Source organism: Sphingomonas sp. URHD0057 (assembly GCF_000620665.1).
Lineage (GTDB): Bacteria > Pseudomonadota > Alphaproteobacteria > Sphingomonadales > Sphingomonadaceae > Sphingomicrobium.
In genome coordinates this window covers 899,622-923,482 of the sequence record NZ_KK211162.1, presented here as the reverse complement: position 1 = coordinate 923,482, position 23,861 = coordinate 899,622, and the positions used below count along the sequence as shown (strand labels likewise).

General features: G+C 65.1%; 25 protein-coding genes and 1 other RNA gene. 19 read left to right on the top strand and 7 right to left on the bottom strand.

Annotation, left to right across the window (positions count from 1 at the left end):
- Positions 1-5 precede the first annotated feature (5 nt).
- From N539_RS0113545 to N539_RS0113525, 5 genes are read left to right on the top strand one after another with little or no spacing between them, the layout of a single operon-like run.
- Positions 6-1,655, top strand: coding sequence for an electron transfer flavoprotein-ubiquinone oxidoreductase (locus tag N539_RS0113545; RefSeq protein ID WP_028970701.1), 1,650 nt, complete (start codon positions 6-8; stop codon positions 1,653-1,655).
- Position 1,656: 1 nt separating this feature from the next.
- Positions 1,657-3,309, top strand: a complete 1,653-nt coding sequence (locus N539_RS17990) for a tetratricopeptide repeat protein (protein WP_051531817.1) — start codon at positions 1,657-1,659, stop codon at positions 3,307-3,309.
- Positions 3,306-4,115, top strand: a complete 810-nt coding sequence (locus N539_RS0113535) for a 4-(cytidine 5'-diphospho)-2-C-methyl-D-erythritol kinase (RefSeq protein WP_028970700.1) — start codon at positions 3,306-3,308, stop codon at positions 4,113-4,115. Before N539_RS17990 ends, N539_RS0113535 begins: the two co-directional genes overlap by 4 nt.
- Positions 4,116-4,124: 9 nt before the next feature.
- Entirely contained in the window at positions 4,125-5,483 is a 1,359-nt protein-coding gene (locus tag N539_RS0113530; protein ID WP_028970699.1) for a bifunctional ADP-dependent NAD(P)H-hydrate dehydratase/NAD(P)H-hydrate epimerase, read from the top strand.
- On the top strand, positions 5,480-6,649 hold the full coding sequence (locus N539_RS0113525; RefSeq protein WP_028970698.1) for a class I SAM-dependent RNA methyltransferase: 1,170 nt from the start codon (positions 5,480-5,482) through the stop codon (positions 6,647-6,649). The genes N539_RS0113530 and N539_RS0113525 overlap by 4 nt, the downstream gene beginning before the upstream one ends.
- On the opposite strand, the gene N539_RS0113520 is transcribed toward N539_RS0113525, so the two are convergent.
- The 3 genes from N539_RS0113520 to N539_RS0113510 all read right to left on the bottom strand — a co-directional run bounded on the left by N539_RS0113520 (position 6,639) and on the right by N539_RS0113510 (position 9,627).
- Positions 6,639-7,091, bottom strand: a complete 453-nt coding sequence (locus tag N539_RS0113520) for an MAPEG family protein (protein WP_028970697.1) — start codon at positions 7,089-7,091, stop codon at positions 6,639-6,641. The genes N539_RS0113525 and N539_RS0113520 overlap by 11 nt on opposite strands.
- A gap of 112 nt (positions 7,092-7,203) precedes the next feature.
- Positions 7,204-8,286: a 1,9-bis(guanidino)-5-aza-nonane synthase gene (locus N539_RS0113515; protein ID WP_037552793.1), complete on the bottom strand. Its 1,083-nt coding sequence runs from the start codon at positions 8,284-8,286 to the stop codon at positions 7,204-7,206.
- Positions 8,287-8,397: 111 nt separating this feature from the next.
- A complete protein-coding gene (locus N539_RS0113510; RefSeq protein WP_028970695.1) occupies positions 8,398-9,627 on the bottom strand; it encodes a type III PLP-dependent enzyme in 1,230 nt (409 codons plus the stop codon).
- A gap of 201 nt (positions 9,628-9,828) precedes the next feature.
- Between N539_RS0113510 and N539_RS0113505 the strand changes: the two genes are divergently transcribed.
- Both N539_RS0113505 and N539_RS0113500 read left to right on the top strand, forming a co-directional pair.
- Positions 9,829-10,551, top strand: coding sequence for an aspartate/glutamate racemase family protein (locus N539_RS0113505; protein WP_028970694.1), 723 nt, complete (start codon positions 9,829-9,831; stop codon positions 10,549-10,551).
- Positions 10,548-11,492 (top strand): threonine ammonia-lyase, encoded by a 945-nt coding sequence (locus tag N539_RS0113500; RefSeq protein ID WP_231463063.1) that lies wholly within the window; start codon positions 10,548-10,550, stop codon positions 11,490-11,492. The genes N539_RS0113505 and N539_RS0113500 overlap by 4 nt, the downstream gene beginning before the upstream one ends.
- Here the strand turns inward: N539_RS0113500 and N539_RS0113495 are convergent.
- On the bottom strand, positions 11,489-11,743 hold the full coding sequence (locus N539_RS0113495; protein WP_028970692.1) for a hypothetical protein: 255 nt from the start codon (positions 11,741-11,743) through the stop codon (positions 11,489-11,491). The two genes, N539_RS0113500 and N539_RS0113495, sit on opposite strands and share 4 nt — an antisense overlap.
- A gap of 51 nt (positions 11,744-11,794) precedes the next feature.
- On the opposite strand from N539_RS0113495, the gene N539_RS18860 reads away from it, so the two are divergent.
- The gene (locus N539_RS18860) at positions 11,795-11,962 is read left to right on the top strand and encodes a hypothetical protein (RefSeq protein ID WP_197018423.1); all 168 of its coding nucleotides are present in this window, start codon (positions 11,795-11,797) and stop codon (positions 11,960-11,962) included.
- Here the strand turns inward: N539_RS18860 and N539_RS0113485 are convergent.
- Positions 11,934-12,617, bottom strand: a complete 684-nt coding sequence (locus N539_RS0113485; protein ID WP_028970691.1) for an alpha/beta hydrolase — start codon at positions 12,615-12,617, stop codon at positions 11,934-11,936. The genes N539_RS18860 and N539_RS0113485 overlap by 29 nt on opposite strands.
- Before the next feature lie 110 nt (positions 12,618-12,727).
- Between N539_RS0113485 and N539_RS0113480 the strand changes: the two genes are divergently transcribed.
- From N539_RS0113480 to N539_RS0113460, 5 genes are read left to right on the top strand one after another with little or no spacing between them, the layout of a single operon-like run.
- A complete protein-coding gene (locus N539_RS0113480; protein ID WP_028970690.1) occupies positions 12,728-13,810 on the top strand; it encodes a cysteine desulfurase family protein in 1,083 nt (360 codons plus the stop codon).
- On the top strand, positions 13,807-14,925 hold the full coding sequence (locus tag N539_RS0113475) for a cysteine desulfurase family protein (protein ID WP_028970689.1): 1,119 nt from the start codon (positions 13,807-13,809) through the stop codon (positions 14,923-14,925). Before N539_RS0113480 ends, N539_RS0113475 begins: the two co-directional genes overlap by 4 nt.
- On the top strand, positions 14,922-15,257 hold the full coding sequence (locus tag N539_RS0113470; protein ID WP_028970688.1) for a 2Fe-2S iron-sulfur cluster-binding protein: 336 nt from the start codon (positions 14,922-14,924) through the stop codon (positions 15,255-15,257). Before N539_RS0113475 ends, N539_RS0113470 begins: the two co-directional genes overlap by 4 nt.
- A 10-nt stretch (positions 15,258-15,267) precedes the next feature.
- Entirely contained in the window at positions 15,268-15,888 is a 621-nt protein-coding gene (locus tag N539_RS17170) for a hypothetical protein (protein ID WP_156029963.1), read from the top strand.
- Positions 15,885-16,688, top strand: a complete 804-nt coding sequence (locus N539_RS0113460) for a hypothetical protein (protein WP_156029961.1) — start codon at positions 15,885-15,887, stop codon at positions 16,686-16,688. The genes N539_RS17170 and N539_RS0113460 overlap by 4 nt, the downstream gene beginning before the upstream one ends.
- On the opposite strand, the gene N539_RS17165 is transcribed toward N539_RS0113460, so the two are convergent.
- Complete coding sequence (locus N539_RS17165; protein WP_051531815.1) at positions 16,685-17,371, bottom strand: EF-hand domain-containing protein; 687 nt, start codon at positions 17,369-17,371, stop codon at positions 16,685-16,687. The two genes, N539_RS0113460 and N539_RS17165, sit on opposite strands and share 4 nt — an antisense overlap.
- 20 nt (positions 17,372-17,391) lie before the next feature.
- The gene (locus N539_RS17160; protein WP_051531814.1) at positions 17,392-17,931 is read right to left on the bottom strand and encodes an EF-hand domain-containing protein; all 540 of its coding nucleotides are present in this window, start codon (positions 17,929-17,931) and stop codon (positions 17,392-17,394) included.
- Positions 17,932-18,048: 117 nt separating this feature from the next.
- Between N539_RS17160 and ffs the strand changes: the two genes are divergently transcribed.
- The 6 genes from ffs to N539_RS0113425 all read left to right on the top strand — a co-directional run bounded on the left by ffs (position 18,049) and on the right by N539_RS0113425 (position 23,847).
- Positions 18,049-18,143, top strand: an RNA gene (gene ffs / locus N539_RS18270) — signal recognition particle sRNA small type.
- Between the two features lie 54 nt (positions 18,144-18,197).
- Positions 18,198-18,827 (top strand): hypothetical protein, encoded by a 630-nt coding sequence (locus N539_RS17985; RefSeq protein WP_051531813.1) that lies wholly within the window; start codon positions 18,198-18,200, stop codon positions 18,825-18,827.
- 6 nt (positions 18,828-18,833) lie between these two features.
- Positions 18,834-20,486 carry a DNA polymerase III subunit gamma/tau gene (locus N539_RS17150; RefSeq protein WP_037552791.1) on the top strand — a complete coding sequence of 551 codons (1,653 nt, stop codon included), beginning with the start codon at positions 18,834-18,836 and terminating at the stop codon, positions 20,484-20,486.
- A 10-nt stretch (positions 20,487-20,496) separates the two neighbouring features.
- On the top strand, positions 20,497-20,820 hold the full coding sequence (locus N539_RS0113435) for a YbaB/EbfC family nucleoid-associated protein (protein ID WP_028970686.1): 324 nt from the start codon (positions 20,497-20,499) through the stop codon (positions 20,818-20,820).
- A 49-nt stretch (positions 20,821-20,869) separates the two neighbouring features.
- Positions 20,870-22,474, top strand: coding sequence for a long-chain fatty acid--CoA ligase (locus N539_RS0113430; RefSeq protein ID WP_037552790.1), 1,605 nt, complete (start codon positions 20,870-20,872; stop codon positions 22,472-22,474).
- A gap of 107 nt (positions 22,475-22,581) precedes the next feature.
- Positions 22,582-23,847: a hypothetical protein gene (locus N539_RS0113425; protein WP_028970684.1), complete on the top strand. Its 1,266-nt coding sequence runs from the start codon at positions 22,582-22,584 to the stop codon at positions 23,845-23,847.
- Positions 23,848-23,861: the final 14 nt, after the last annotated feature.

Genomic DNA, 23,861 nt, shown 5'->3' with positions numbered 1-23,861 from the left:
GACCGATGAGCGAACGCGAGTCCATGCACTATGACGTGGTGATCGTCGGCGCCGGCCCCGCCGGGCTCAGCGCTGCGATCCGCCTCAAGCAGCTGGCGAGCGCCGCCGGGCGCGAGCTTTCGGTCTGCATCCTCGAAAAAGGCAGCGAGGTCGGCGCCCACATCCTGTCTGGCGCGGTGATCGACCCGATTGCGCTGAACGAGCTCATTCCCGACTGGAAGGACAAAGGCGCGCCGCTCACCGTTCCGGTGACTGAGAACCATCACTGGCTGCTGACCAAAAGCGGCAAATGGGGAATGCCGCACGCTTTGCTGCCGTCGTTCATGCGCAACAAGGGCACTTATACCCTGAGCCTCGGCAATCTCTGCCGCTGGCTGGCAGGCCAGGCGGAGGAGCTGGGGGTCGAGATTTTCCCCGGCTTTCCGGCGGCCGAGATCCTGTTCAACGATGACGGCTCAGTGAAGGGCGTCGCCACCGGCGACCTCGGCATCGCCCGCGACGGCAGCCATCGGCCCGACTACCAGCCCGGGATGGAGCTCCACGCTCGCTACACCTTCTTTGCTGAGGGTGCCCGCGGCCATTTGACCAAGCGCCTGAGCGTGCTGTTCGAGCTTCGCAAGGACAGCGGGCCCCAGGTTTTTGGACTTGGTGTCAAGGAATTATGGGACGTTCCTGCCGACAAGCATAAGCCGGGGCGAGTGATCCACACGCAAGGCTGGCCGCTCAGCGACGCGTGGGGCGGGGGCTTTTTGTACCATCAGGAGAACAACCAGGTCGCGCTCGGTTTCGTCGTCGCGCTTGATTATCACAACCCGTATTTGTCGCCGTTCGAGGAATTCCAGCGCTGGAAGACCCATCCGGCGGTCCGCGCCGAAATCGAAGGCGGCCGCCGCGTCTCCTACGGGGCGCGGGCGATCAATGAGGGGGGTTATCAGGCGATTCCAAAGCTGGTCTTCCCGGGCGGGGCGCTGATCGGCTGCTCGGCCGGGTTCGTGAACGTGCCGCGAATCAAGGGCACGCACACCGCGATGAAATCGGCGATGCTGGCCGCCGAAGCGGCGTTCGAGGCGATCGCGGCGGATCGCTCAGGCGACCTGCTCGAGGCTTATCCGGCGGCGCTCCACAACAGCTGGGTCGCCAAAGAGCTGAAGCTGGTTCGCAACGCTCAACCGGCGGTGGCGCATTGGGGCGGCACCCTCGGCACGCTCTATGCGGGGCTCGACATGTGGCTCGGCCAGCTTGGCCTGTCGCTCCCGTGGACGCTCAAGAACCAGCCCGACCACAAGAGCCTCAAGCCCAGGAAAGAGGCGCAGCCGATCGACTATCCCAGGGCCGACGGCGTTCTGACGTTCGACCGCTTGTCGTCGGTGTTCATCTCCAACACCAACCACGAAGAAGACCAGCCGGTTCATCTGACGCTCAAGGACGCGGACATACCGACCGCCATCAACCTTCCGGTTTATGCAGGCCCGGAGCAGCGCTATTGTCCTGCGGGAGTTTACGAATTTGTCGATGGCGAGAACGGTGAACCGCGGCTTCAGATCAACGCTCAGAACTGCGTTCACTGCAAGACCTGCGACATCAAAGACCCGACCCAGAACATCAATTGGGTCACCCCCGAAGGCGGCGGAGGCCCCAATTACCCGAACATGTAAGTTGCTCGCCGGTGCCGCCGTGGCGGCGCTGGCGCTGGTTCCGGGGACGGCCGCCGCCAAATTGGCCGCGTCGGGCGATCCGAACCGGACCTATGTCGAGGCCCGGGCGGCGGCGATGAACGGCGATCATGGGCGCTCGGCCGCGCTGTTCGCGGCGATGGCCGAAACCCAGCCGAGCGATCCCGATCTGGCCAAGAAGGGGCTCGGGGAGGCGCTCGGCGCGGGGCAGATCGACCTTGCGCTCAGGCTCGCGAGATCGATCCCGACGGCCAAGCTGCCGACCGATGCCCGGTTGCTGCTCGTCGCCGACGAAGTGCGCCGCCGGCGCCTGGATCGGGCTTTGCCGTGGCTGAGCGTTGCCGCGGACAATGGCGACCTGTCTTTCCTGTCGCCGGTGATCACCGCGTGGGACTTCGCCGAGCGCGGCGACCTCACCCGCGCATTGACGACGGTCGACCAGATCCCGGTCGGCAGCCTGCTGGCGCCGCTGCGGGACGAGGAGAAGGCGCTGATCCTGCTCAAGTTCCGCCGGACCGCGGACGCCGAGCCCTATGCGCGCCGCGCGATTGGCTCGGCGGGTTCGCGGGAGACGAGACTGCGCCTGGCATTGGCCGACGGCTTCCTTGCCGCCGGCGACCGGGCGCGGGCGCAGATCATGCTCGAAGGGATCGACGCCGGCGCCGGCGACGCGCGCCAGCGCATCCTCGGCGGCCGGCGGAGCGGGCAGGCGATCGACAATTCCGCCAAGGCGCTGAGCGAAATCCTGACCGCCTTCGGCACCGATCTCGCGCGCATGCAGCGGACTGCCCCGCCGATCGGCCTGGTCCAGGTCGCGCGTTACGCAAACCCGGACAACAGCGGCGCGACGATCCTTTTGGCACTTCTGCTCGACACTCAGGGGCGCTCGGAGGAGGCGCTTGGGTTGTTGCGTGCGGTCCCTCCGTCGGACGCCATGATTTCGGAGGCGCGCGACGGCCAGGCCCGCGTCCTCAGCGAGGGCAAGCGCTTCAACGAGGCCTATGCGGTCGCGGCTGCCGCCGCCGCGGCGCCGAACGCCACCGCCAGCGATTTCTCCCGCCTCGGCGACGTCTACCAGGCGATGAAGCGCTATAACGAGGCCGCCAATGCCTACGGCCGCGCAATCGCGCTCGGCGAGGCCCAGGGCCGCAAGAGCGATTTGTGGACCATGCTGTTGCTGCAGGCGAGCGCGCTCCAGGAAGCGAATCGCTGGCCTGAGACCAAGCAGGCTCTGGAAAAGGGCTTGGCGCTTGCTCCCGATCAGCCGTTGCTGCTGAATTTCCTCGGCTATGCGAAGCTCGAGAAGGGCGAGGACACCGACGCTGCCGAAGCAATGATCCGCAAGGCGAGCGCTCTCGCGCCGGAAGATGCCTCGATCATCGATTCGCTCGGCTGGGCGCAGTTCAAGCGCGGCAAGACCGCGGACGCCATCACGACCCTGCAAAAGGCGGCGGAGAAGGACCCGGACCAGGCCGAGATCCAGGAGCACCTCGGCGATGCGCTTTACACCTCGGGACGGCGCTACGAGGCGCGGTTCGCGTGGAGTGCGGCGCTGGTGACCGGAGAGGATGAGATCGTCGCGCGAGTGAAGGCGAAGCTTACGTCGGGGCTCACCACGACCAACGCCGCGCCGTGATCCCGGCGCGCGAGATCGCGCCGGCGAAGCTCAACCTTGCACTGCACGTCCGCGGCAAGCGCGACGATGGTCGCCACGATATCGAGACGGTGTTCGCCTTCTGCGTCGATGGCGATGGGCTGAGCGCGGAAGAGGCGAGCGACCTCTCGCTCGAAGTCACGGGCCCCTTTGGGTCCGATCTCGGCGCCAATGACGACAATCTGGTGCTCCGAGCGGCGCGAGCGCTGAGTGCCGCCGCGAAGATCGACGAAGGGGCGGCGATCCGGCTCGACAAGCGGCTGCCAATTGCTTCGGGGATTGGCGGCGGATCGGCGGACGCTGCGGCGACCCTGAGGTTGCTGACGTCATTGTGGGGGCTCGATCCGGGGCTGGCGCAGCAGCTCGCGCCCGCTCTCGGAAGCGACGTCCCCGCGTGCCTGCTCAGCCTGCCGGCGCGGGGAGAAGGGGCCGGCGATGCGCTGACTGCGGTCGACCTGCCCGAGCTGGCCGGAACGCCGGTTTTGCTAGTCAATCCACGGATCCCGCTGAGCACGGCCGCCGTGTTTACCGGATGGGACGGCGTGGATCGCGGTCCGCTCGGGGATTGGCGCCTCGGGCGAAATGACCTCCAGGCAAGCGCGATCGCCCTCGTGCCGCAGATCGAGACGGTCCTCGCCTGGCTCTCGGCGCAGGCGGGAGCGGAGTTCGTGCGCATGTCGGGCAGTGGCGCGAGCTGCTTTGCGCTGTTCGACCGCGAGGAAGCGCGCGACGCCGCCGCGGAGGCGGTTCCGCGTGAATGGTGGCATCTGGCGACCAGCCTGCGCTAGAGCGCGGCCATGACCGGCCGTCCCATCCTCACTGCCGCGCAGATGCGCGCCGCCGAGCAGGCGGCGATCGATGCCGGGACGAGCGTCGAACAACTGATGGAACGAGCGGGCGCAGGGCTCGCCGAGGCCGCATATCGGTTTGCGGGCCCCTTGCCGACGCTGGTGCTGTGCGGGCCCGGCAACAATGGAGGCGATGGCTATGTAGCCGCGCAGTCGCTCAGGGCGCGCGGGGTGGAGGTGCGCGTGGCGGCGCTCGGCGATCCCAGGAGCGAGGCGGCACAATGGGCGCGCTCGCAATGGGACGGCGAGGTCGAAGTCTTGTCGGGCGAGACGGGGTCGGCGCCCCTGGTCATCGATGCATTATTCGGAACCGGGCTGAAGCGCGGCCTCGAAGATGTTGTCGCACAACAACTTTCGCGCTTGTGCGACCGGGCTGTGGCCAAGGTCGCCTCCGACTTGCCGAGCGGAATCGAGACGGACGGCGGAGCGGAGCTCAGCGAGGTTCTCGCGTTCGATCTCACCGTAACCTTCGGCGCGCTCAAGCCCGCGCACCGCTTGTTCCCGGCGATGCGCAAATGCGGGCGGATCGCGCTTGCCGACATCGGCATCGCGGCCGAGACGCACTGGCACGAGATTGCGCCGCCAGGTTTGCCAGGGCTCGACCCCGGCGGGCACAAATATGACCGCGGGCTGGTCCACGCGCTGGCCGGCAAAATGCCAGGCGCGATCGCGCTCGCGGCGACGGCGGCGGCGAGAATGGGAGCGGGCTATGTCCGGGTCAGCACGTCGCGGCCGATCGAGGGTTTGCCGGCATCGATTGTCCAGGTCGACACCGCGGAAGTGAACGATCCGCGGATCGGCTGCCTGCTCGTCGGGCCCGGCATGGGCGAGATCCCACAGCTGCTGACGCTGGCGCTGACCAGCCGCGCGCCGAAGGTCATCGACGCCGAGGGGATCACCCAGCTCGGTGAGCCGGAGCGGCTGCGGGGCCAGGATGCCATCATCACGCCGCACGCGGGCGAGTTTGCGAAGTTGTTTGGCCAGATCGAGGGCTCGAAGGCGGACCAGGCTCTGGAAGCGGCGCGGCGATCCGGTGCAGTGGTCGTCTACAAGGGGCCGGACACAATCGTTGGTTCGCCCGACGGCCGCGTCAGCTTCGCTCCGCCGGCGCCCGCGTGGCTGGCGAGCGCAGGGACCGGCGACGTTCTGTCGGGCATGATTGCGGCCCTGCGCGCGCGAGGCATACCGGCATTCGAGGCGGCATGCGCCGGCGTCTGGCTGCACGGACGAGCGGCGGAGATCGCCGGCCCGGCAATGATCGCCGACGACCTGGCCGCCGCGATCCCGGGGGCAATCGCATCCCTGTGAACGAGCCGATCGTCCGGATTGCGGCGCGCGGCGACGGCGTGACACCAAGCGGGCGCCATGTGGCCTGGGGCGTTCCTGGCGACGTGCTGCTCGAGGATGGCGCGCTGGCGTCGGGGCCGCATCACCAGGAGCCGCCCTGCCGTCACTTTCCCGAGTGCGGGGGGTGTCAGCTCCAGCACGCCGACGACGAGGCCTATCGCGGCTATCTCGTGTCACGGATCGAAGGAGCGCTCGCCCAGCACGGGCTGACGGCCGAAATCCGCCCGCCGCATCTGTCGCCGCCGAACAGCCGCAGGCGCGCGACGCTTCGGGCGCTTAAGGTCGGGCAGGCCGCGGTCATCGGCTTCAACGCCGCGAAGTCGCATCGCATCGTCGACATGCGCGAGTGCCACATCCTGAGGCCGGAGCTGTTCGCGCTTGTCGGGCCGCTACGGAAACTGTTGATGAGCTTTCTGATTCCGAAGGCAATCGGCGAGATTCGCATGACACTCGTGGACGAGGGAGCCGATGTCTTGCTCACGGCCATCGATCCTCAAGGTTATGATGCGCTCGAGTCGCTGAGTTCGTTCGGCATGGAGAACGGACTGGCTAGGCTCGCTATCGATCGCGGTTTGGGTCCGGAAACACACTTTGAGCCGCATCCGACGACAGTGACACTTTCCGGTAAAACGGTTCTCTTCCCAACTGGCGGATTTCTCCAAGCGACGGTCGATGGCGAAGAGACCCTTGTTGCCTCGGTCAGAGAGGCGGTGGGGGATGGAAGGCCCATCGCGGATTTGTTCGCTGGGCTCGGGACGTTCGCGCTCGCCATCGGCGCGGATTATGCGGCCGAAGCGTCGCGCGATGTGGCGGCAGCCTTGAAGCGCGCCGCGCCCGCCATGGCGGTCGAGCATCGAGACCTCTACCGCCGACCACTCGACCGCGACGAGCTTGGCAAGTTCGAAGCGGTCATCCTCGATCCGCCTCGAGCCGGTGCGGCCGAGCAGACCGCCCAGCTCGCGGCCTCAAATGTCCAGCGGATCGCCTACGTCAGCTGCAACCCGGCGACCTTTGCCCGCGATGCCAAGGCTCTGGCCGATGGCGGCTACGCTCTGTCATGGGTCAGGCCGGTGGGGCAGTTCCGCTGGTCGACTCATATCGAGCTCGCCGCTTCGTTCAGCCGATGATCCCGCAGTCGTGGAGGATGCGCAGACCGGCGTGTGTGGTCAGGCCGATCAGGCATAGCGAGGCCAGCGCAAAGCAAGCGAAGCGGATAGCGACGACGTTGGCCGTGCATTGCACGAGGCTGTGAAGGATGCGGAAAACGACATAGCCCCAGGCCAGCCAGTAATTGATCCCGCCACCGAAGTTCATGAACGCGAGGGTCAGCGCGATCGCATAGAACAGCGTCGGCTGCTCCATCAGATGGTTGTAATTGTGCGATTTCCACTGGTCGGCGGCGTCAACGCGGCCCTCCAGGTCAACGCCGCGGCCGCCGCGCGGCGCATTCGCCAGCGTGATGCCGATTTTGCGGAAGGCGCCGAAACGCGCGACGAACATCCACAGCATGACGAGGATCGACCACGCGACCAGCGCCACGACGGGCGCAAGAATTGGGCTGTATTCCATGAATGTGTCCCCCCATTCGTCATCCCGGACTTGATCCGGGATCCACCTTTCTTAGCGATATCTCAGAAAAGGTGGATTCCCGCTTTCGCGGGAATGACGAATGAAGGCTTCGCTACTCGAACAGCTTGGCGAAGCGGCGCTTCTCGCGGTTGCGCCAGGCGCCGCGGTGCCAGGCGTCGCTGGCGAGGAGCGGGAGGACGCTCGTCGCCTCCGCGAACACCATTTGCTCCATCGCCGTCGACACCTTGCCCCAGCTCGCCGCCTCCTGGAGGGTGGAGGAAGAACAGGCGCCGTCGCGGACGTCGGCGACGGTGATCTGGACCGCATATTTATGCACCTCGACATCGTCGTGACCGAGGATTTCGGCGCAGACGACGGTGTCCTGGGTGAAGTTCTTCGGCACACCGCCGCCGATCATCAGCAGGCCGGTGGTGCCGGCCTTGATCTTGATGTCGGTGAGCTCGCGGAAGTCGGCGATCGCGTCGAGCACCATGTAATGGCCGCCGCGTTTCATCGCATCGACCTGGTGCTTGACGAGGCCAAACCCGGCCGACGAGTCGACGAAGGCCGGGCAGAAGATCGGCACGTCATGCTCGTAAGCGAGCTGGACGAGGCTGCCCTGTTTCTTGGCGTTGCCCTCGCTCAGCCACTTGCCCATCTCGCGGATGAAGGCGCGGCTGCTGTATGCGCGCGGCTCCAGGCTGTCGGCGATCTGGCCGATGGTGTGATCGCAATCCTGCAGCTGCTGCTCGTCGATATAAGTGTCGTAGATGCGGTCGATGTAGAGCGAACGCAGCGTATCATCGTCAGGAATTTCATTGGCTTGGTAGTGCTTGTGGCCAAGCGCTTCGAAGAAATCCATGTCGACAATGGAAGCGCCCGTGGCGACGATCGCATCGACCATGTTCGACTTCACCAGCTCGGCATAGAGGTTCATGCAGCCGCCGGCCGAAGTCGACCCGGCGATCACCAAAATGATCGAGCAGGCCGGGTCCTCGAGCATCTGGTTGTAGATGCCCGTTGCGCGCGCGAGATCGCGGCTGGTGAAGCTCATCTTGCCCATCGAATCGATGATCGGGCGGGCGTCGAACGTGGTGATGTCGATATGCTCGATCGGGGTCGCCAGCAGCTCCGCCTTGCGGATATCGTTGATCCGCTCGGCGTCCTGAACCTTGTTCAGCGTATCGGTTTCCATGTCACTCAAATCCTCGTCATTCCCGCGAACGCGGGAATTCCGCTACTCGCGATGGTCAAGAAAAACAAAGTGGGATCCCCGTTTTCACGGGGATGACGGTCGGGGGTGGCCTTAAAGCTTGACCACGTTCGAGCGGCGAACCTTGGACCCGGCGTAGAGGCTGGCCATCGGCTCGTCCTCGACGATCATGCTTTCGGTCATGCCGAAGCCGTTGAACCGGGTGCGCATGGCGCAGCCGTAAGCGCCGAGCATGCCGATCTCGATATAATCGCCGGTGCCGACGTCTCCGGGAAGCTCGAACGGTCCCGCCATCTGGTCGATATCGTCGCAGGTCGGTCCAAAGAAGCTGAACTCGGCGCTACGAGTCTTCGACGGCGTCTCGCGCAAGAGGCGCACGGGATATCGCCAGTCGACATGGGCCGCGTCGAACAGCGCGCCATAGGCGCCGTCGTTAATGTAGAGCTCGGTACCGCGGCGCTTTTCGACGCGCACGACCAGGCTCGCATATTCGGCGCAGAGCGCGCGGCCGGGCTCGCACCACAGCTCGGCCGAATAGCTGATCGGCAAAGCCTCGAAGCCCGCGTGGATGACAGCGAAATAATTCTCCAGGGCCGGCGGCTCCATGCCCGGGTAGACCGAGGGGAAGCCGCCGCCGACATCGAGGATGTCGACCGTGACCGACGCCTCGAGGATCGCCGAGCGAACCCGCGCCAGCGCTTCGGCATAAGCGGCCGGGCTCATCGCCTGGCTGCCGACATGGAAGCAGATGCCGAGCGCGTCCGCCGCCTGGCGAGTGGCCATCAGCAGCGCCTTCACTTCGGCGGGCTCGGCGCCGAACTTCGAGGCGAGGCTGTACCTCGAATGATCCGAGCTGACGCGGATACGGACGAGCAGGTTGAGGTCGGTCGCCGCCACGCCGTCGCGGGCGGTGGCGCGGATGATCTTCTCCAGCTCTTCCAGCGTATCGAGGCTGAAGGTCCGCACATTATGCTCGAAATAGGCCTCGGCGATGGTTTCCTCAGCCTTGACCGGGTGCATGAAGCACTGGACCGCGCCCGGCAGCGTTTCGCTGACCAGGCGGACCTCGCCGATCGAGGCGACGTCGTAATGGGTTACGCCGGCGTCCCACAGGATCTTCAGCAGGTCGGGCGAGGGGTTCGCCTTGACCGCGTAGATCGAGCGGCCGAGGAATTTCTCGACGAAGAAACGCGCCGCGCGACGCGCCGCGTGAGGACGCAGCAGCGTGACCGGCTGGACCGGACGAAGCTTTGCGATGTCGACACCCCCCCGGGCGCCGTCCTGGGAGTTAGCTAGCCCCAGCGGGCGATGATGCTTGTGCAATTCAAGGGACCTCCAACGGGTAATCCAAGCCAAAGCTGCCTTGCGGTTGGAAGTCCCATGGGGCAGCGGGGCGCGATATATGTGCGAGGGTCCCGCGGTGCAAGAATTTTTGAACCCGCCGGCTCATTTTCGGGCGCATTTGTCGTCAAACTGCAACGGTTGATCGAAACCTCAGCCAAGACAGGGGCTTAAGGCATGGAAATGAAGCACATCGGGATCCTCGCCCATAGCTTCGAGGGCGCGACCTTGTGCTATCGCACCACCTGCCTCGAGGGCGTTCGCCGGCTCGGCCCCCACCTTCATCCCGAAATCACGATGACCGGGATCGCCATGCATTTCATGATGCAGGCCTATGAGCGGGACGATCAGACGACGGTCCGTAACCTGTTCGAGCAGGATATCGCCAAGCTCGCTGCGGCCGGCGCCGACTTTTTCATCTGCCCCGACAATACCGCGCACATTGCGCTGGAGACGGCCGGCGAGGATTTCGCGCTTCCGTGCCTGCATATCGCGGAGGTTGTCGCCGAGCAGGCGCGCGAAGAGGGACGGCGCAAGATCGGCATCCTCGGCACCAACTGGACGATGACCGGCCCGGTCTATCCCGGCGCGCTGGGCAGGCGAGGCATCGACTGGGCAATTCCGGACGAGGAGGACCGCCGGCTGATCCACGACGTGATCTTCGATGAGCTATGCCTGGGGACGGTCAGCGACAGCTCGCGCGACGCTTATGTCGAGATTATCCGCACGCTGGCCGCCGAAGGCTGCGATGCGGTGGCACTGGTCTGTACCGAGATCCCGTTGCTGATCACCGCCGATGTCTCGCCCTTGCCGATCCTCGATTCGACGCGGCTGCTGGCCGCCGCGGCCGTCGAAGTCGCGATCGGGGAGCGGCCGATGCCGGACTGGCGAGGAGGACCGCTTTGACTGCCGTTGACCGCGACGAGGTTATCGCCGCGAAGGAGCGAATTCGCGGGTTGGTGGAGACCACGCCGCTGATCGAGAGCGAGATCGCGGGCCAGCGCGTCTGGCTCAAATGCGAATGCCTGCAAACCGGCGGGTCGTTCAAGCTGCGGGGGGCGAGCAATCGCCTGGCGCAGCTGTCGCCGGAAGAGCGCGAGCGAGGCGTGGTCGCATTTTCCTCCGGTAACCACGCGCGCGGTGTCGCCATCGCGGCGCGGCGGCTCGGCATCCGCGCCATCATCGTCATGCCGGCGGATGCGCCCCAAGTGAAGGTTGAGGGTACGCGCGGCGAGGGGGCGGAGATCATCCTTTACGACCGTCTCGGCGAGAGCCGGGAGGCGATCGCGGCGCGGATTTCCGAAGAGACCGGCGCCACCGTCGTGCCGAGCTTCGACGACCCGATGATCGTCGCGGGGCAGGGCACGGTCGGGCTCGAGATCCTCGAACAAATGCCCGAGCCACCGGCGCGGATCATCGTCCCGTGCGGTGGCGGCGGGCTTGCATCCGGAATCGCGCTGGCTTGCCCCGACGCCGAGGTGGTGGTCGTCGAGCCCGAAGGCTGGGACGACATGGCCCATTCGCTCGAGCGCGGTGAGATCGTGCCGGTCGGTCCCGACGCCCCGCCCACCTTTTGCGATGCGATCCAGACGCTCAAGGTATCGCCGATCACGCTCGGCGTCCTTCGCGAGCGAAGGGCCAAGGCACTATCCGTCACGGACGCGGAGGTGGCGGACGCCGTTCGCTTCGCGTGGGCGCGGCATCAATTGGTGGTGGAGCCGGGGGCGGCGGTCGGGCTCGCGGCGCTGCTGGCGGGCAAGCTTGCTCCGGCGCAAGGAACGGTGGTCGTGCTGTCGGGAGGGAATGTCGACCCGGCGCTTCACGCGCGGATCGTCAACCAGGCTTAGGCGGCGCTCCGCGCCTTATATTCGCCGGGCTCGACATGCGCCGGGCTCGATCGCTCGACCGTCAGGGTCAGCTCCTCGAGTTCGGCGGCGAGGGTTTTGAGCTCGCCGATCAGGAAGCGACGTTCGCCTTCGGCAACCGACTCCGACGCTTCGATCAGCGTTTCGAGAATCATCGAAATGCACGGCAGGATCGTTTCCTCGATCTTGTCGAACGCCTCCTCGAGGCGCTTCTGCTGTTCGGACGGCGGCATCGCGCCAACTTGACCCAATGTGGTTAAGCCTTGGTGAAACTAGGCGGGGAAATGGAGAATTTTTCGTCGATTATGATGGGGACCGCAATGGTCGCCGCGTTCCTGCTCGGCGCTGCCGGATTCAGGCTGGCGCTTGTTCGTCAGAGCAGGGGCCGCGGCTTGCTCATGCTCGCCGCGGCGCTGGTCATCGTCATGAACGTGATGATCTGGACAGTGTAGCCGGCTTGATCGGGTCGGTCGCGAGCCGCATGTCGAGATATTCGTCGACGCATTTCATCAGCAGGTCGAGCTCGTTGGCAAAGAAGTGGTTCGCGCCCGGGATCGTCTCGTGATTGATGGTGATGTGGCGCTGGGTGCGGAGCTTATCGACCAGCTTCTGCACCGCGCTCGGCGTGACCACTTCATCGGCTTCGCCCTGGACGATGATGCCCGACGACGGGCACGGGGCGAGAAAGCTGAAATCATACATGTTGGCGGGCGGGGCGATCGAGATGAAGCCCTTGATCTCGGGCCGGCGCATCAGCAGCTGCATGCCGATCCAGGCGCCGAAGCTGACGCCCGCGACCCAGGTCGTCTCAGCCTCCGGATGAATGCTCTGCACCCAGTCGAGCGCCGAGGCGGCGTCGCTCAATTCGCCGATGCCGTTGTCGAACAGGCCCTGGCTCTTGCCGACGCCGCGGAAGTTGAAGCGGAGGGTGGCGAAGCCGCGCTTGACGAAGGTTTGGTAGAGCAGCTGGACGATCTTGTTATTCATCGTCCCGCCCGCTTGCGGATGGGAATGGAGGATCAGCGCAACCGGGGCGCGGGGACGGGTGCCGGGATGAAAACGGCCTTCAAGGCGCCCTTCCGGGCCGGGAAAAATCACTTCGGGCATGGAATGCAAAAGCTCGCGTAAAATCTGGGCCGCATGCGCGGGTGCACTGCGGCGTCGGCTCCTATATAGGGACGCCCGTTCAGGTGGCAATCGGCAGGAATCCAGCGCTTTTGAGCAGCTCCGACAGACTGTACCTCGACCATGCCGCGACCACGCCGGTGAGCGTTGAAGCGCGGGCGGCGATGGCGGAGGCACTCGAGCATTGGGCCAATCCGAGTTCACCGCATGCGGACGGGCGCAAAGCGCGCGCCGCCCTCGAGTACGCGCGCAAGACCGTCGCCGATACGCTCGGCTGGTGTCATGACGTCATCCTCACATCCGGTGCCAGCGAAGCGATCCAGATCGTCGCGGCGCGGGCGACGCTGGAGCGTCGGGTCGTCGGACCCACCGAGCACGACGTTGTGGAAGCGGCAATGGGGCCAGACGCGACAGTCCTGCTGGCCGATGGCGATGGGCTCATCGACCTCCCCGCTTTCGACGATGCGTTGGCCAAAGGACCGGCGCTGGTCGCGATCCAACTGGTCAACAATGAGACTGGGGTCATCCAGCCTCTCGGCCAGATCTACGACCGCGTCCGGGCCGCCGGCTCGCTGTTGCTGGCGGATTGCGCCCAGGCAGTCGGCAAGATTGCGCTTCCGGATGCCGATTTCATTGCCGTCTCGGCGCACAAGCTCGGCGGCCCCCCTGGGGTTGGCGCGGTGCTGGTCAAGGACCTCGGCACGCTTGACGCGAGTGGCGGGCAAGAGCGCGGATATCGCCGCGGCACCGAAAACCTTCCGGGAGCGGCGGCCATGGTTGCGGCGTTGCAGGGCGGTCGTTTCGCAGACGCCATGCCGCGCCTTGAAGCGCTTCGCCCAACGCTCGAGGACGGCATCCTTGCTTCCGGCGGCGCCGTGATCGCAGCCGGCGCACCGCGAATCCCCACCATTGGCGCTTACGCCATGCCCGGTGTCGCAAGCGCCAGTCAGGTGATCCAGTTCGATCTCGCCGGCATTTCGGTGTCCGCGGGGAGCGCCTGCTCGTCCGGAAGCATGAAGGCGAGCCGAGTGCTCGCGGCGATGGGTGTCTCTCCCGAAATTGCAGAGTGCGCGATCCGCGTCAGCTTCGGCGCGGACACGGACGAGGCCGACATCGCGCGTTTTCTTGGGGAATGGCGGCGGATCGCCGAACGCGCCAACGCGCGGGCCGCATGATCTACCTCGATTATCAGGCGACCACGCCGCTCGCTCCCGAAGTTGCCGAGGCAATGCGCCCGTGGATCGAGGAGCGCTTCGCCAATCCGCACTCGCCGTCGCGGTGGGGGCGGGAGGCGGATGCGGCAGTCGAGGTCGCGCGGAACCAGGTGCTCAAGGCGATCGGCGTCAGCGGCGGCAGCGTCGCTTTCACCGGAAGCGCGACCGAGGCGATCAACTGGGCGCTCAAGGGCACGGCGGAGAAAGCGCCGCCGGGCCGCAACCGGATCATCACCGTCGCGACCGAGCACGCCGCCGTCCTCGACACCTGCGAGTGGCTGACCGATCATGGCATCGACCTCACAATCCTGCCGGTGAAGCCCGACGGCCTGCTCGACCTCGACGACCTAGAGCGCGAGCTCGACGAGCGCGTGCTGATGGTCGCGGTGATGCTGGTGAACAATGAGATCGGCGTGATCCAGTCGGTCACCGAGATCGCGCGCACGGCGCATCAGGTGGGCGCGTTGATGCTGTGCGACGCGGTCCAGGGTTTCGGCCGGATCGACCTGCCGCTCGATGCCGATCTGATCGCCATCTCGGCGCACAAGATCCATGGGCCCAAGGGGATCGGCGCTTTGTGGATGCGCGACGGGGCCGAGCCCGCGCCGCTGCTTCATGGCGGCGGCCAGGAGCGCCAGATGCGCTCGGGCACGCTGTCGCCCGCGCTATGTGTCGGCTTCGGTGAAGCAGCGCAGCTGGCGCAGAAGCGGGCGACGCGCGACTACGATCATGTCCAGAAGCTGTGGGCGGCCGCGGTTCACGCTCTGGGTCCGGGCTGGGTCATCAACGGCAGCATCTCCCACCGCTATCGCGGCAACCTCAACCTTCGCCGTGATGGCGTCGATGGAGCGCGAATGATGGCCGACCTGCGCGACATCGCCTTCTCGCTCGGCTCGGCCTGCGCAAGCGGCTCGGGCCGTCCAAGCCATGTGCTTCGCGCGCTCGGCCTCAGCTACTCGCAAAGCCGGTCGTCGATCCGCCTCGGCTTCGGCCGCTACACCACGCAAAAGGAGCTGGTTGACGCGTGCCAGCGCATTGCCGCAGTGGCCAAGGCCCAGGAGCGGCTCGACGCGTGACCCTGGTGCGGTTTTTCCGGGCGGACGGAACTCTCGACAAGGAAGTCGAAGCGGAGCCTGGGCAGAGGCTGCTCGACGTCGCGTGGGCGGCCCGTGAGCCGCTCGAAGGCGCATGCGAGGGCGTCATGGCCTGCTCGACCTGTCATGTGATCGTGGCTGCTGCGGATTTCGAGAAGCTGCCCGCGGCGAGCGAGGAGGAAGAGGATCTGCTCGATTTCGCAGCGCACGTGACTCGGACCTCGCGCCTGGCGTGTCAGATCATTCTCACTGGCGACATGAAGACTCTCGATGTCCGGATTCCGGCCGCCGCCACCAACTGGATGGGGCGGTAATCACGCTGAATTGGCCATGTCCGAAGCGCCGCAGTTGGATATTGCGCCGCGCACTCGCCGGATCGTAGCCCTCCGTTCGGGAGGGCCGATGCGACGAATTGCCACCTGCTTAGTCTTCGGGACTGTTTGCCTGTCGGCGCAAGTGCAGCAGACGGGGAGGCTGTTTCTGCCAGAAGTTTCGGCCCCGGTTGCTGACCGACCGGCCGATGCGACTGACCATTCGCGTCGCCATGTCGATCCTGATGCCGCCGCGGTCATGGCCACGATCAATGCCTTGCTGGCCGGCGTTGTTGCGCATGATGGCGGCCAGGTCTTGGCAGCTATCCGTCCCGAGGGGAAAGCCACTGTCGTCGCGCAAGGACCTGATGGCACCGTCGTCATCCGTCATCCAAGCTGGGCGGAATTCGTTGCCGGCGTCAGACCGGGGCCTGAGAAATTTGAGCCGCGGCTGAAAGGGCCGATCGTGAGGGTCGATGGAGACATCGCGATGGCGTGGACCCCCTATACGTTCTTGATCGACGGAAAAGTCCATCATTGCGGGGTCAACCATTTCGACCTTACCCGCGAGGGTGGGACCTGGAAGATTCTCAACGTCACCTACTCGTACCGGACCGTGGGCTGCGGGCGGTGACTCTGCGGAGTGCCACGTCCTTGATTTGCGCCGCGCTTGCCTCCGCGGCATCGGGCTCCGCACCAGCCTCGTCGGATCCGGTCGCAGTCATTCTCGGTGACGGTATTGTCGATGCGGCGAGGTTGAAGCCCTACGACAACGCGCTGGTAGCGAGCCAGACGACGACCGACGGGCGCACGCTCATTCCGGGAATATGGACGGACCAGCTGCGCCTGCGCGACGTGAATGGCCGCAAGCTGTGGGTCCGCACGCAGACCCTCGGCTATTTCGACGGTCGGGTGACGAGCAGCGTCAACATGTTTGACCCGGCGACCTTCGCTCCGGTCAGCAATGTCCTGGTCAACCCAGATGGAAGCAAAGAGGTTTGGACCTTCTCGGCGACGGGCGCCGAAGGCCGTGTTACCGACGTGACTGGGCACGAAACCGTCAGCAAGGTCCCGGTGAAGGCACCGTCGTACGACTTCAACTGCTGCATGCGCAGCCTCATGCCCGCAGCGCTGCCTTTGGCGGTCGGAAAGACCTTTGCTCTGCCAGCCGTTCCCGCCGAGGGCGATCCCGAAGTGGTGCTCGAAAGGGTTCGCGGGCGCGAACGGATCCGGGCCGGGTATCGCGGGATGATCGACGCCTGGGTCGTCGACTCGCCGGTGCCCGGGGGCGGAACGGTTTCCTTCTGGATCGCCGATACGCCGCCCTATCTGGTGCATATGACGCTGAAGGAGGTCCCCGCGAACAAGACGCGAGCCGGCGTTCATTACGACCAGTCTTTCGATATGCTCGGAGAGCCTGGCCCAGGCAATTAGTTGCCCGGCGGAAGCGGGCTGCCGATCCGGGCGTCCGGATCATCATACTTCCGCTTCGACGTGCTGAGTGAGAGGCGCATAGACTGGAGCTGGGAGAGGTTGAGGCTGCCCGCCCGGCTTCCGTCCAACAGCTGAAAGCGCTCGGCGGCGGCCTGCCGAAATTCGTTCAAGGTGATGCTGCGGTCGAAATTGACGTCGGCGGCGGCCACCGGCTCCGGCAGGTTCAGGACCGCGTAGCGCGCCGCGCCCTGGAGCCCATGGGGATAGTAAGAGCGCACTTCCTCTTCTCCGCCTGGTCCGGCGGTCGGGCGTGCTTTCGCCGGAGCCTGTCCCGGCGGCGGTCTGGTTCGTGACATGACCTGAATGTCGGGCGCGACTTCCCACTCATATTGCGCGAGCTCAACGGGATCGATCTCACCGTCGCGATCGCTGTCCAAGGTGGCGAAGAAGCGGTCGGCATCGGCACGCATCTCGTCGGGGCTAAGGGACCCATCCCGATTGCGGTCCGCCTGGTTGAACCACCGGACGAGGGAATCGTCGTCCGCCGAGCGGGCGCGAAACGGCTCGCCCATTGGGCTGATGAACGGCGCCCAGGCGTGGCCTTTGACGACGATCGGATCCCTTGAAGACGGCGTTGCAATGCCGGCTGCGAGCAGCGGCAGGAACAGGGCTGACACGAACATCTATGCCTCTCGCTCGCGCTTTAACTGGCCGGATCGATTCCTGACAAGGTGTCGTCCGGGCCCTCGACATGCTTCGCGCGGGGCGGACCGGCGGGCGACAGCGATTCCAGCAGCGACAGGGTCAGGCGCCCCTGATGATCCACGTCCAGCGCCTGGAAGCGAAGCATTGCGGCCTTCCGGAACTCTTCGCGCGAAACACCGCGGTTGAAGTCGGTGTCGGCGGCCACGACCGGCTCGGGAAGGTTGAGTAGTCCCGTTCGGTCTCTCGGAGCGATATTCACCTCATATTCGGTGATCTCGTCGGGATCGATCTCGCCGTCGTGATTGCTGTCGAGCATCGCGAAGAAGCGCTCGGCATCCGCCTGCATTTCCTCGCTCGAGAGAATGCCATCGTGATTTGCGTCGGCCTGTCCGAACCACGCCGTCAGCGCATCCCCGCCAGCGCCGGCACGGAACGGCTCTCCCATGGGACTGACGAATTGATGGCTGAAGTGGTGAGGTCTTGGCACCGGCTGCGTTGCGGCCGCGGCGAGCGACAGGATCAACACGTGAAGTGGCATGAGCTAATCCTTTTCGGCCAACGCGCTATTGCGCCGCGTCTCGCGCTGAACGGTGCATGAAGTGCCGCGGAGGGTCACATGAACTTGCGTCCATGTTGCTAGTCCCCCATATGCGCGTCCGGAAGTCGGCGGACGGCGCTGTCGCCAACCTGGTCAGGTCCGGAAGGAAGCAGCCACAACGATTTCGTGCCGGGTCGTCGGCTTCCACCTTTTCCTGCTTTGGAACTCGCTCAACCGATGTCACAACGGGGCATCGGGGTGGGGCCATGACAGAATTCGAATTCCTGTTTTCGGTCTTCGGGCTGCTGATCGGTCTGACGTTTATCGAAATCGCCATCAAGTTCGCGGACGCGATTGACGCCCATTCCCGGCGGCCGATCGGGGTGCTGACGCCGCTTCTCGCCTTGTTCGTGATGGTCGATGTCGCCGGTTACTGGCTGTTCAGCTGGTCGGTGCGCGAACTGCTTCACGTTCGCTGGCGTACGGTCTTCATCGCGCTGGCGGTGGCGATGATCTACTATCTCTCCGCCTCGATGATCTTTCCGCGCAGCGAAGGCGAGTGGAAGAACCTCGACGACCATTATTGGGCGCGCAAGCGGTTGGTGATCGGCGGAATCCTGCTGGTCGAAGGCGCGACCATGGCGTGGCAATGGACCCGCGCCGTCCCGGCGCTGAACGACTATTGGTTCTGGTTCTACCAATTGCCTTATTTCGTTCCCATGGCGGCGCTTCTGTTCACTCGCTCGCGGCGGACCGACATCGTTCTTTTCATTCTAATGATCGGCGTGATGCTATTCTCCGATTTCGACCTCGGCCCGAGCTCGCGATGGGGGCATGAGGTCGGCATCAGCCTGGGTGATCAGGCTTCGACAAGCGCGTCGGCGACCCCTAGATAAGGCGCAATGTCCGATCCCCTCGACCTCGTCGATCCAGCGCAAGAACCGGGGCTCGGCCTCGACCTTCCCGATGTCCCGCCCAAAGCCGCCGACGGTGGCGCATATCGCGTCCTCGCCCGCAAATATCGCCCGCAGACGTTCGCGGAGCTGATCGGCCAGGATGCGATGGTCCAGACGCTCGCCAATGCGATCGCCCGCGGCCGGGTCGCCCATGCGTTCCTGCTCACCGGCGTCCGCGGAGTCGGCAAGACCTCGACCGCGCGGCTGATCGCCAAGGCGCTCAATTGCATCGGCCCGGACGGGCAGGGCGGGCCGACCATCACGCCCTGCAATGTCTGCGAACCGTGTCGCGCGATCAGCGAGGGCCGTCACATCGACGTGATCGAGATGGACGCCGCCTCGCACACCGGCATCGACGATATCCGCGAGATCATCGACGCGGTCCGTTATGCCTCGGTCAGCGCCCGCTACAAAATCTACATCATCGACGAAGTCCACATGCTGTCCAAGGCTGCTTTCAACGCTTTGCTCAAGACTCTTGAGGAACCGCCTGAGCATGTGAAGTTCCTGTTCGCGACGACCGAGGTGAACAAGGTTCCGGTCACCGTGCTGTCGCGGTGCCAGCGCTTCGACCTTCGCCGCATCCCGGCCGAGAAGCTCGCGGCCCACTTCGCGTCGGTATCCGAGGCCGAGCAGGTCGAAGTCGAGCCCGAAGCGCTCGGCATGATCGCCAGGGCGGCCGAGGGCTCGGCGCGCGACGGGCTGTCGATCCTCGACCAAGCGATCGCGCATGGCGCGGGCACCGTCACCGCCGTGCAGGTCCGCGACATGCTCGGGCTTGCCGACCGCGGGCGCATCCGCCGGCTGCTCGATCTCGTCCTGGCCGGCGACGTTACCATCGCCTTGGCCGATCTCGACGAGGCGCACGAGCTCGGGATCGATCCGACGCAGTTGCTGCGCGGCCTGATGGAGGCACTGCATTCCGCAACGCGGGTCAAGGCGGGGGCGCAGCCCGATGCGCTTCAATCGGCCGAGGAGCGGCAAGGTGCCGAACAGATCGCCGGAGCGCTGTCGTGGGGCGCGCTGCATCGCCTGTGGCAATTGCTGCTGAAGGGCCTGCAGGACGTCGACGTCGCGCCCGAGCCACGCGAGGCCGCGGAAATGGCGCTGCTGCGCCTGATCCATGCCGCGAACATGCCCGACCCTGCCGCGCTCATCGCCAGGATAACCGGAGAGGGCGCCGCTGCCGCGCCCGCGGCGGGATCCGCGGGCAAGCCGTCCGCGCCCACCGCGGCCCTGCCGGCGGACTTTCCGGCGCTCGTCAAATTCCTCGAGGCCAACGGCAAGCACAATCTTGCAGTTCAGCTCCACGATCAGGTCGGGGTGGTTCGCTATGCCGCTCCGGAGATGGTGCTGAAGCCGATGCGGCCCCTGGGCGGCGATTGGCCGCGCGAGCTTGCGGCGGTGCTCAAGCCGCTGACGGGCATGAGCTGGCAGATAACCCTCTCGGACGACGCGGGCGAACCGTCGTTGCTTGACCAGGAGAAGATCGCCGAGGAACGCGTTAGAGCCGACGTGCTGGCCGATCCAAACGTCCGCGCCGTGGTCGACAGCTTTCCCGACGCCGAACTCGAATCCTTCTCAACTAGGGGCAATTAACATGCCGGAAATGCCGGATTTCGACTCCATCATGCAGATGGCGCAGAACGCCCAGAACGAGCTTCAGAAGGCCCAGGACACCCTCGAAAAGATCGAGGTAGAGGGTACGTCGGGCGGCGGAATGGTGAAGATCCGCGCCACCGCCAAGGGCCGCATTCTCGCCGTCGAGCTGGACGAGAGCCTGCTCCAGCCGTCGGAAAAGACGATGGTGGAGGACCTCGTCGCTGCCGCGATCAACGATGCCCGCGCGAAGGCCGACGCGGCGGCGGCGGAGGAAATGCAGAAAATGCAGAGCAGCCTGCCGCTGCCGCCGGGGTTCAAGCTGCCCTTCTAGAACGGCCGCGCCTTTTCGGGCATGATGCGCTCCAAGAGGGGAGGCGCCGATGTCGTTGGGCGCGATGCAGGATTTTCCGCTGCGGATCATGCGGTTGATGGACCATGCCGAGCGCGAGCACGGCAGCCGGGAAATCGTCGCCGCCCGAACCGACGGAACCACCGTTCGAACCAACTGGAAAGACCTTGCTCACGACGCTCGGCGCATGGCCGAAGCGCTCGAACGGCTCGGAGTGCGCGCCGGCGATCGCGTTGCCACGCTGGCGATGAACCATGATCGCCACCTCGCCGCTTGGTTCGGCGTAGTCGGAGCGGGGGGCGTGCTGCACACGCTCAATCCACGGCTCTTCGACGGTCAGCTGAGCTACATCATCAACCACGCGGAGGACCGCGTCCTGCTCTACGATGCGGCATTCGCGGAGCTGGTCGAGCGCCTGAAGCCGCAACTGACCACCGTCGAGCATTACATCTGCTTCGAGAGTGAGTTCGACGGATGGCTCGGCGCCGAGGACGGCGACTATCGCTGGATCGAGGGCGACGAACGCGCCCCGTGCGGCCTCTGCTACACCAGCGGGACGACCGGGAACCCCAAGGGCGTGCTCTACGAGCATCGTTCGACCGTGCTCCATGCGATGTCGATCATCGCGCCCGACGTGTTCGACCTGTCAGCCCAGTCGGTGATGCTGCCCGTGGTCCCGATGTTCCACGCCAACAGCTGGTGCCTGCCCTATGCGGCGGCCATCACCGGGCTCAAGCTCGTGGTCTGCGCCGACAACCAGGCCGAGCACATCTGCCGCCTCTACGAGCAGGAGGGCGTGACCCATTCGGCGGGCGTCCCGACCGTGTGGATTACCATGATCGACCACATCGAGGACCACGGTGCCAGCCTCGGCAAGCTGCACACGATCATCGTCGGCGGCTCCTCGGCGCCGCCCGCGACCATCCGCTGGTTCCGCAAGCGCGGGATCCGCGTCCGCCATCTGTGGGGCATGACCGAGATGACGCCGATCGGCACCGTCGGCGCGCCGCCGGCCAATTGGGAGGCGATGAGCGAGGATGAGCAGGTCGCTTATCAGTCGCGGCCCGGCCGTTCGCTGTTCGGGGTCGAGCTGCGGATCGTCGACGACGAAGGCAAGGTCCAGCCCCGCGACGGGCAAAGTTCCGGTCACCTCCAGACCCGGGGGGCGGCCGTCGTCCGCCGCTACTTTAAGAAAGACGAGGATTGCGTCGATGCCGACAATTGGTTCGACACCGGCGACATCGCGGTCATTCACCCCGACAACACTTTGCGTCTGACCGATCGGGCCAAGGACGTGATCAAGTCGGGCGGCGAATGGATCAGCTCGATCGAGCTCGAAAATGCCGCGGTCGGCTGCCCGGGCGTGCTCGAAGCCGCGGCGATCGGCATTCCCCATCCCAAATGGGACGAGCGGCCGTTGCTGCTGATCGTCCGCGACGACGTCGGCCAGGTCAGCGAGGCGGACATCCGCGACTATCTCTCCGGCGAGGTCGCCAAATGGTGGCTTCCCGATGCCATCGAGTTCGTCGAGGCGCTGCCCCACACAGCGACCGGCAAGCTGTCGAAGAAGGATTTGCGCGACCAGTATCGCGATTACCGCTTCGCCAATGCCGAGGCGATGGTCGGACGCGATTAGGGGGGAATTTCCATCGTTATTCTAAGGAGTTGAATCCGAAATAAATCGGAGTCATACTTTGTCCTGCTCGGACCTGGCTTCCGTCGAAGCCGCGTAGGGGGACGAGTATGCCATTTCCGACAATCATCGCATTCGCTGCTCTGCAAACTGCTTCGATTGATCCAAACTGTGCAGCGGAGGCCAGCGATCAGTCGCTCATCGAAAACGTCAACGACGGCGTGCTTGTCCATTTGCGTGTAAAAGGGCGGGCTGCGGCTATTAGCGGCGCGAGCAAATTTCCAGTCAATCGCGACGGTTACGAGCGGCTCATCGTCAGGTTCGTCACCTGTGCGCAAAATGCGGGCGATGCGAATTCGAGGCGCAACTACCGTACCGAGAGCCGCGGTTGGGTAAAGCGCCTGTTCTCCCGGAAGCTGGTTGGCAAGGTGCTAAAAGTCAGCGCCACTGTCAATCCGCTCGGAGTTAGCTCATCCAAGCCATTGATCACGGTAACGCGGGACAGTGGCAAGTCTGGCGACGTGTGGATCACGGATGTCGGCAATGACCTGGTTCTGCTCCCTTACTTCCGGATCGGAGACAATCAGTCGGTCAAGCTCGACATCACCTTCACTTCGACGCGCAACTACAACATCTCCGCCGCGGGGACTGCAATCGACATCGTGAAACGTGCGGCGACATTGCTGAACCCAACCGGCGCGCTCGTCACCTCTCTCAACAAGGACCAGTTCAACCAGACGGCCGATTTCATTGACCGGACGATCGAGGGTTTGCTGACCGTCTCGATCCAGGAACAGGTGCACACGGAAAGTCAGCTCGATGGTTCTTCGAACCCGCTGACGACGATGACTCTTTACGCGCCCTGGGCGAACGATGTGTTTCCCAACGCTGCGCACGTTTTGCAGCCGCTTGGGCGATGGGAGATCTACGCCGAGCCACTCAATGGCGACTCTATCTTCGATCTTCGCAGCAGTGATGGGCAGATGTCCGATTATTCGGCGGCGGCAATCATGAACTTCCGGGTCACGGAAGACCAGACGTTGAAGCAGGCGATAACCGGCGACAGTAGCGCCCAGCAGGCTCGCGACACTTTGTTGAGCGCTGAAACGGGACAGGCGACAACCGATGCCGCGTGGACATTGTGCAGGGCCGCCGCGCTAAGAATCGATTCACTCGGATTCTCGCCGGCCGATACGGGCAGGGGCGTATGGGCGTACCTGACCGACCTGTCCCTGGCGACCAACAAGCGGAGTGACGCATCGACTGCCTGTGCCCAATTGGACCATTGGCCATCCAGCGATGAAATCGCGCGGATCGAAGCAAAGCCCACCGCGATTGCTGGAGCCAAGTCCGCGACAGGCCACAAAGGTCACTGACCCTCAGGGTTGCC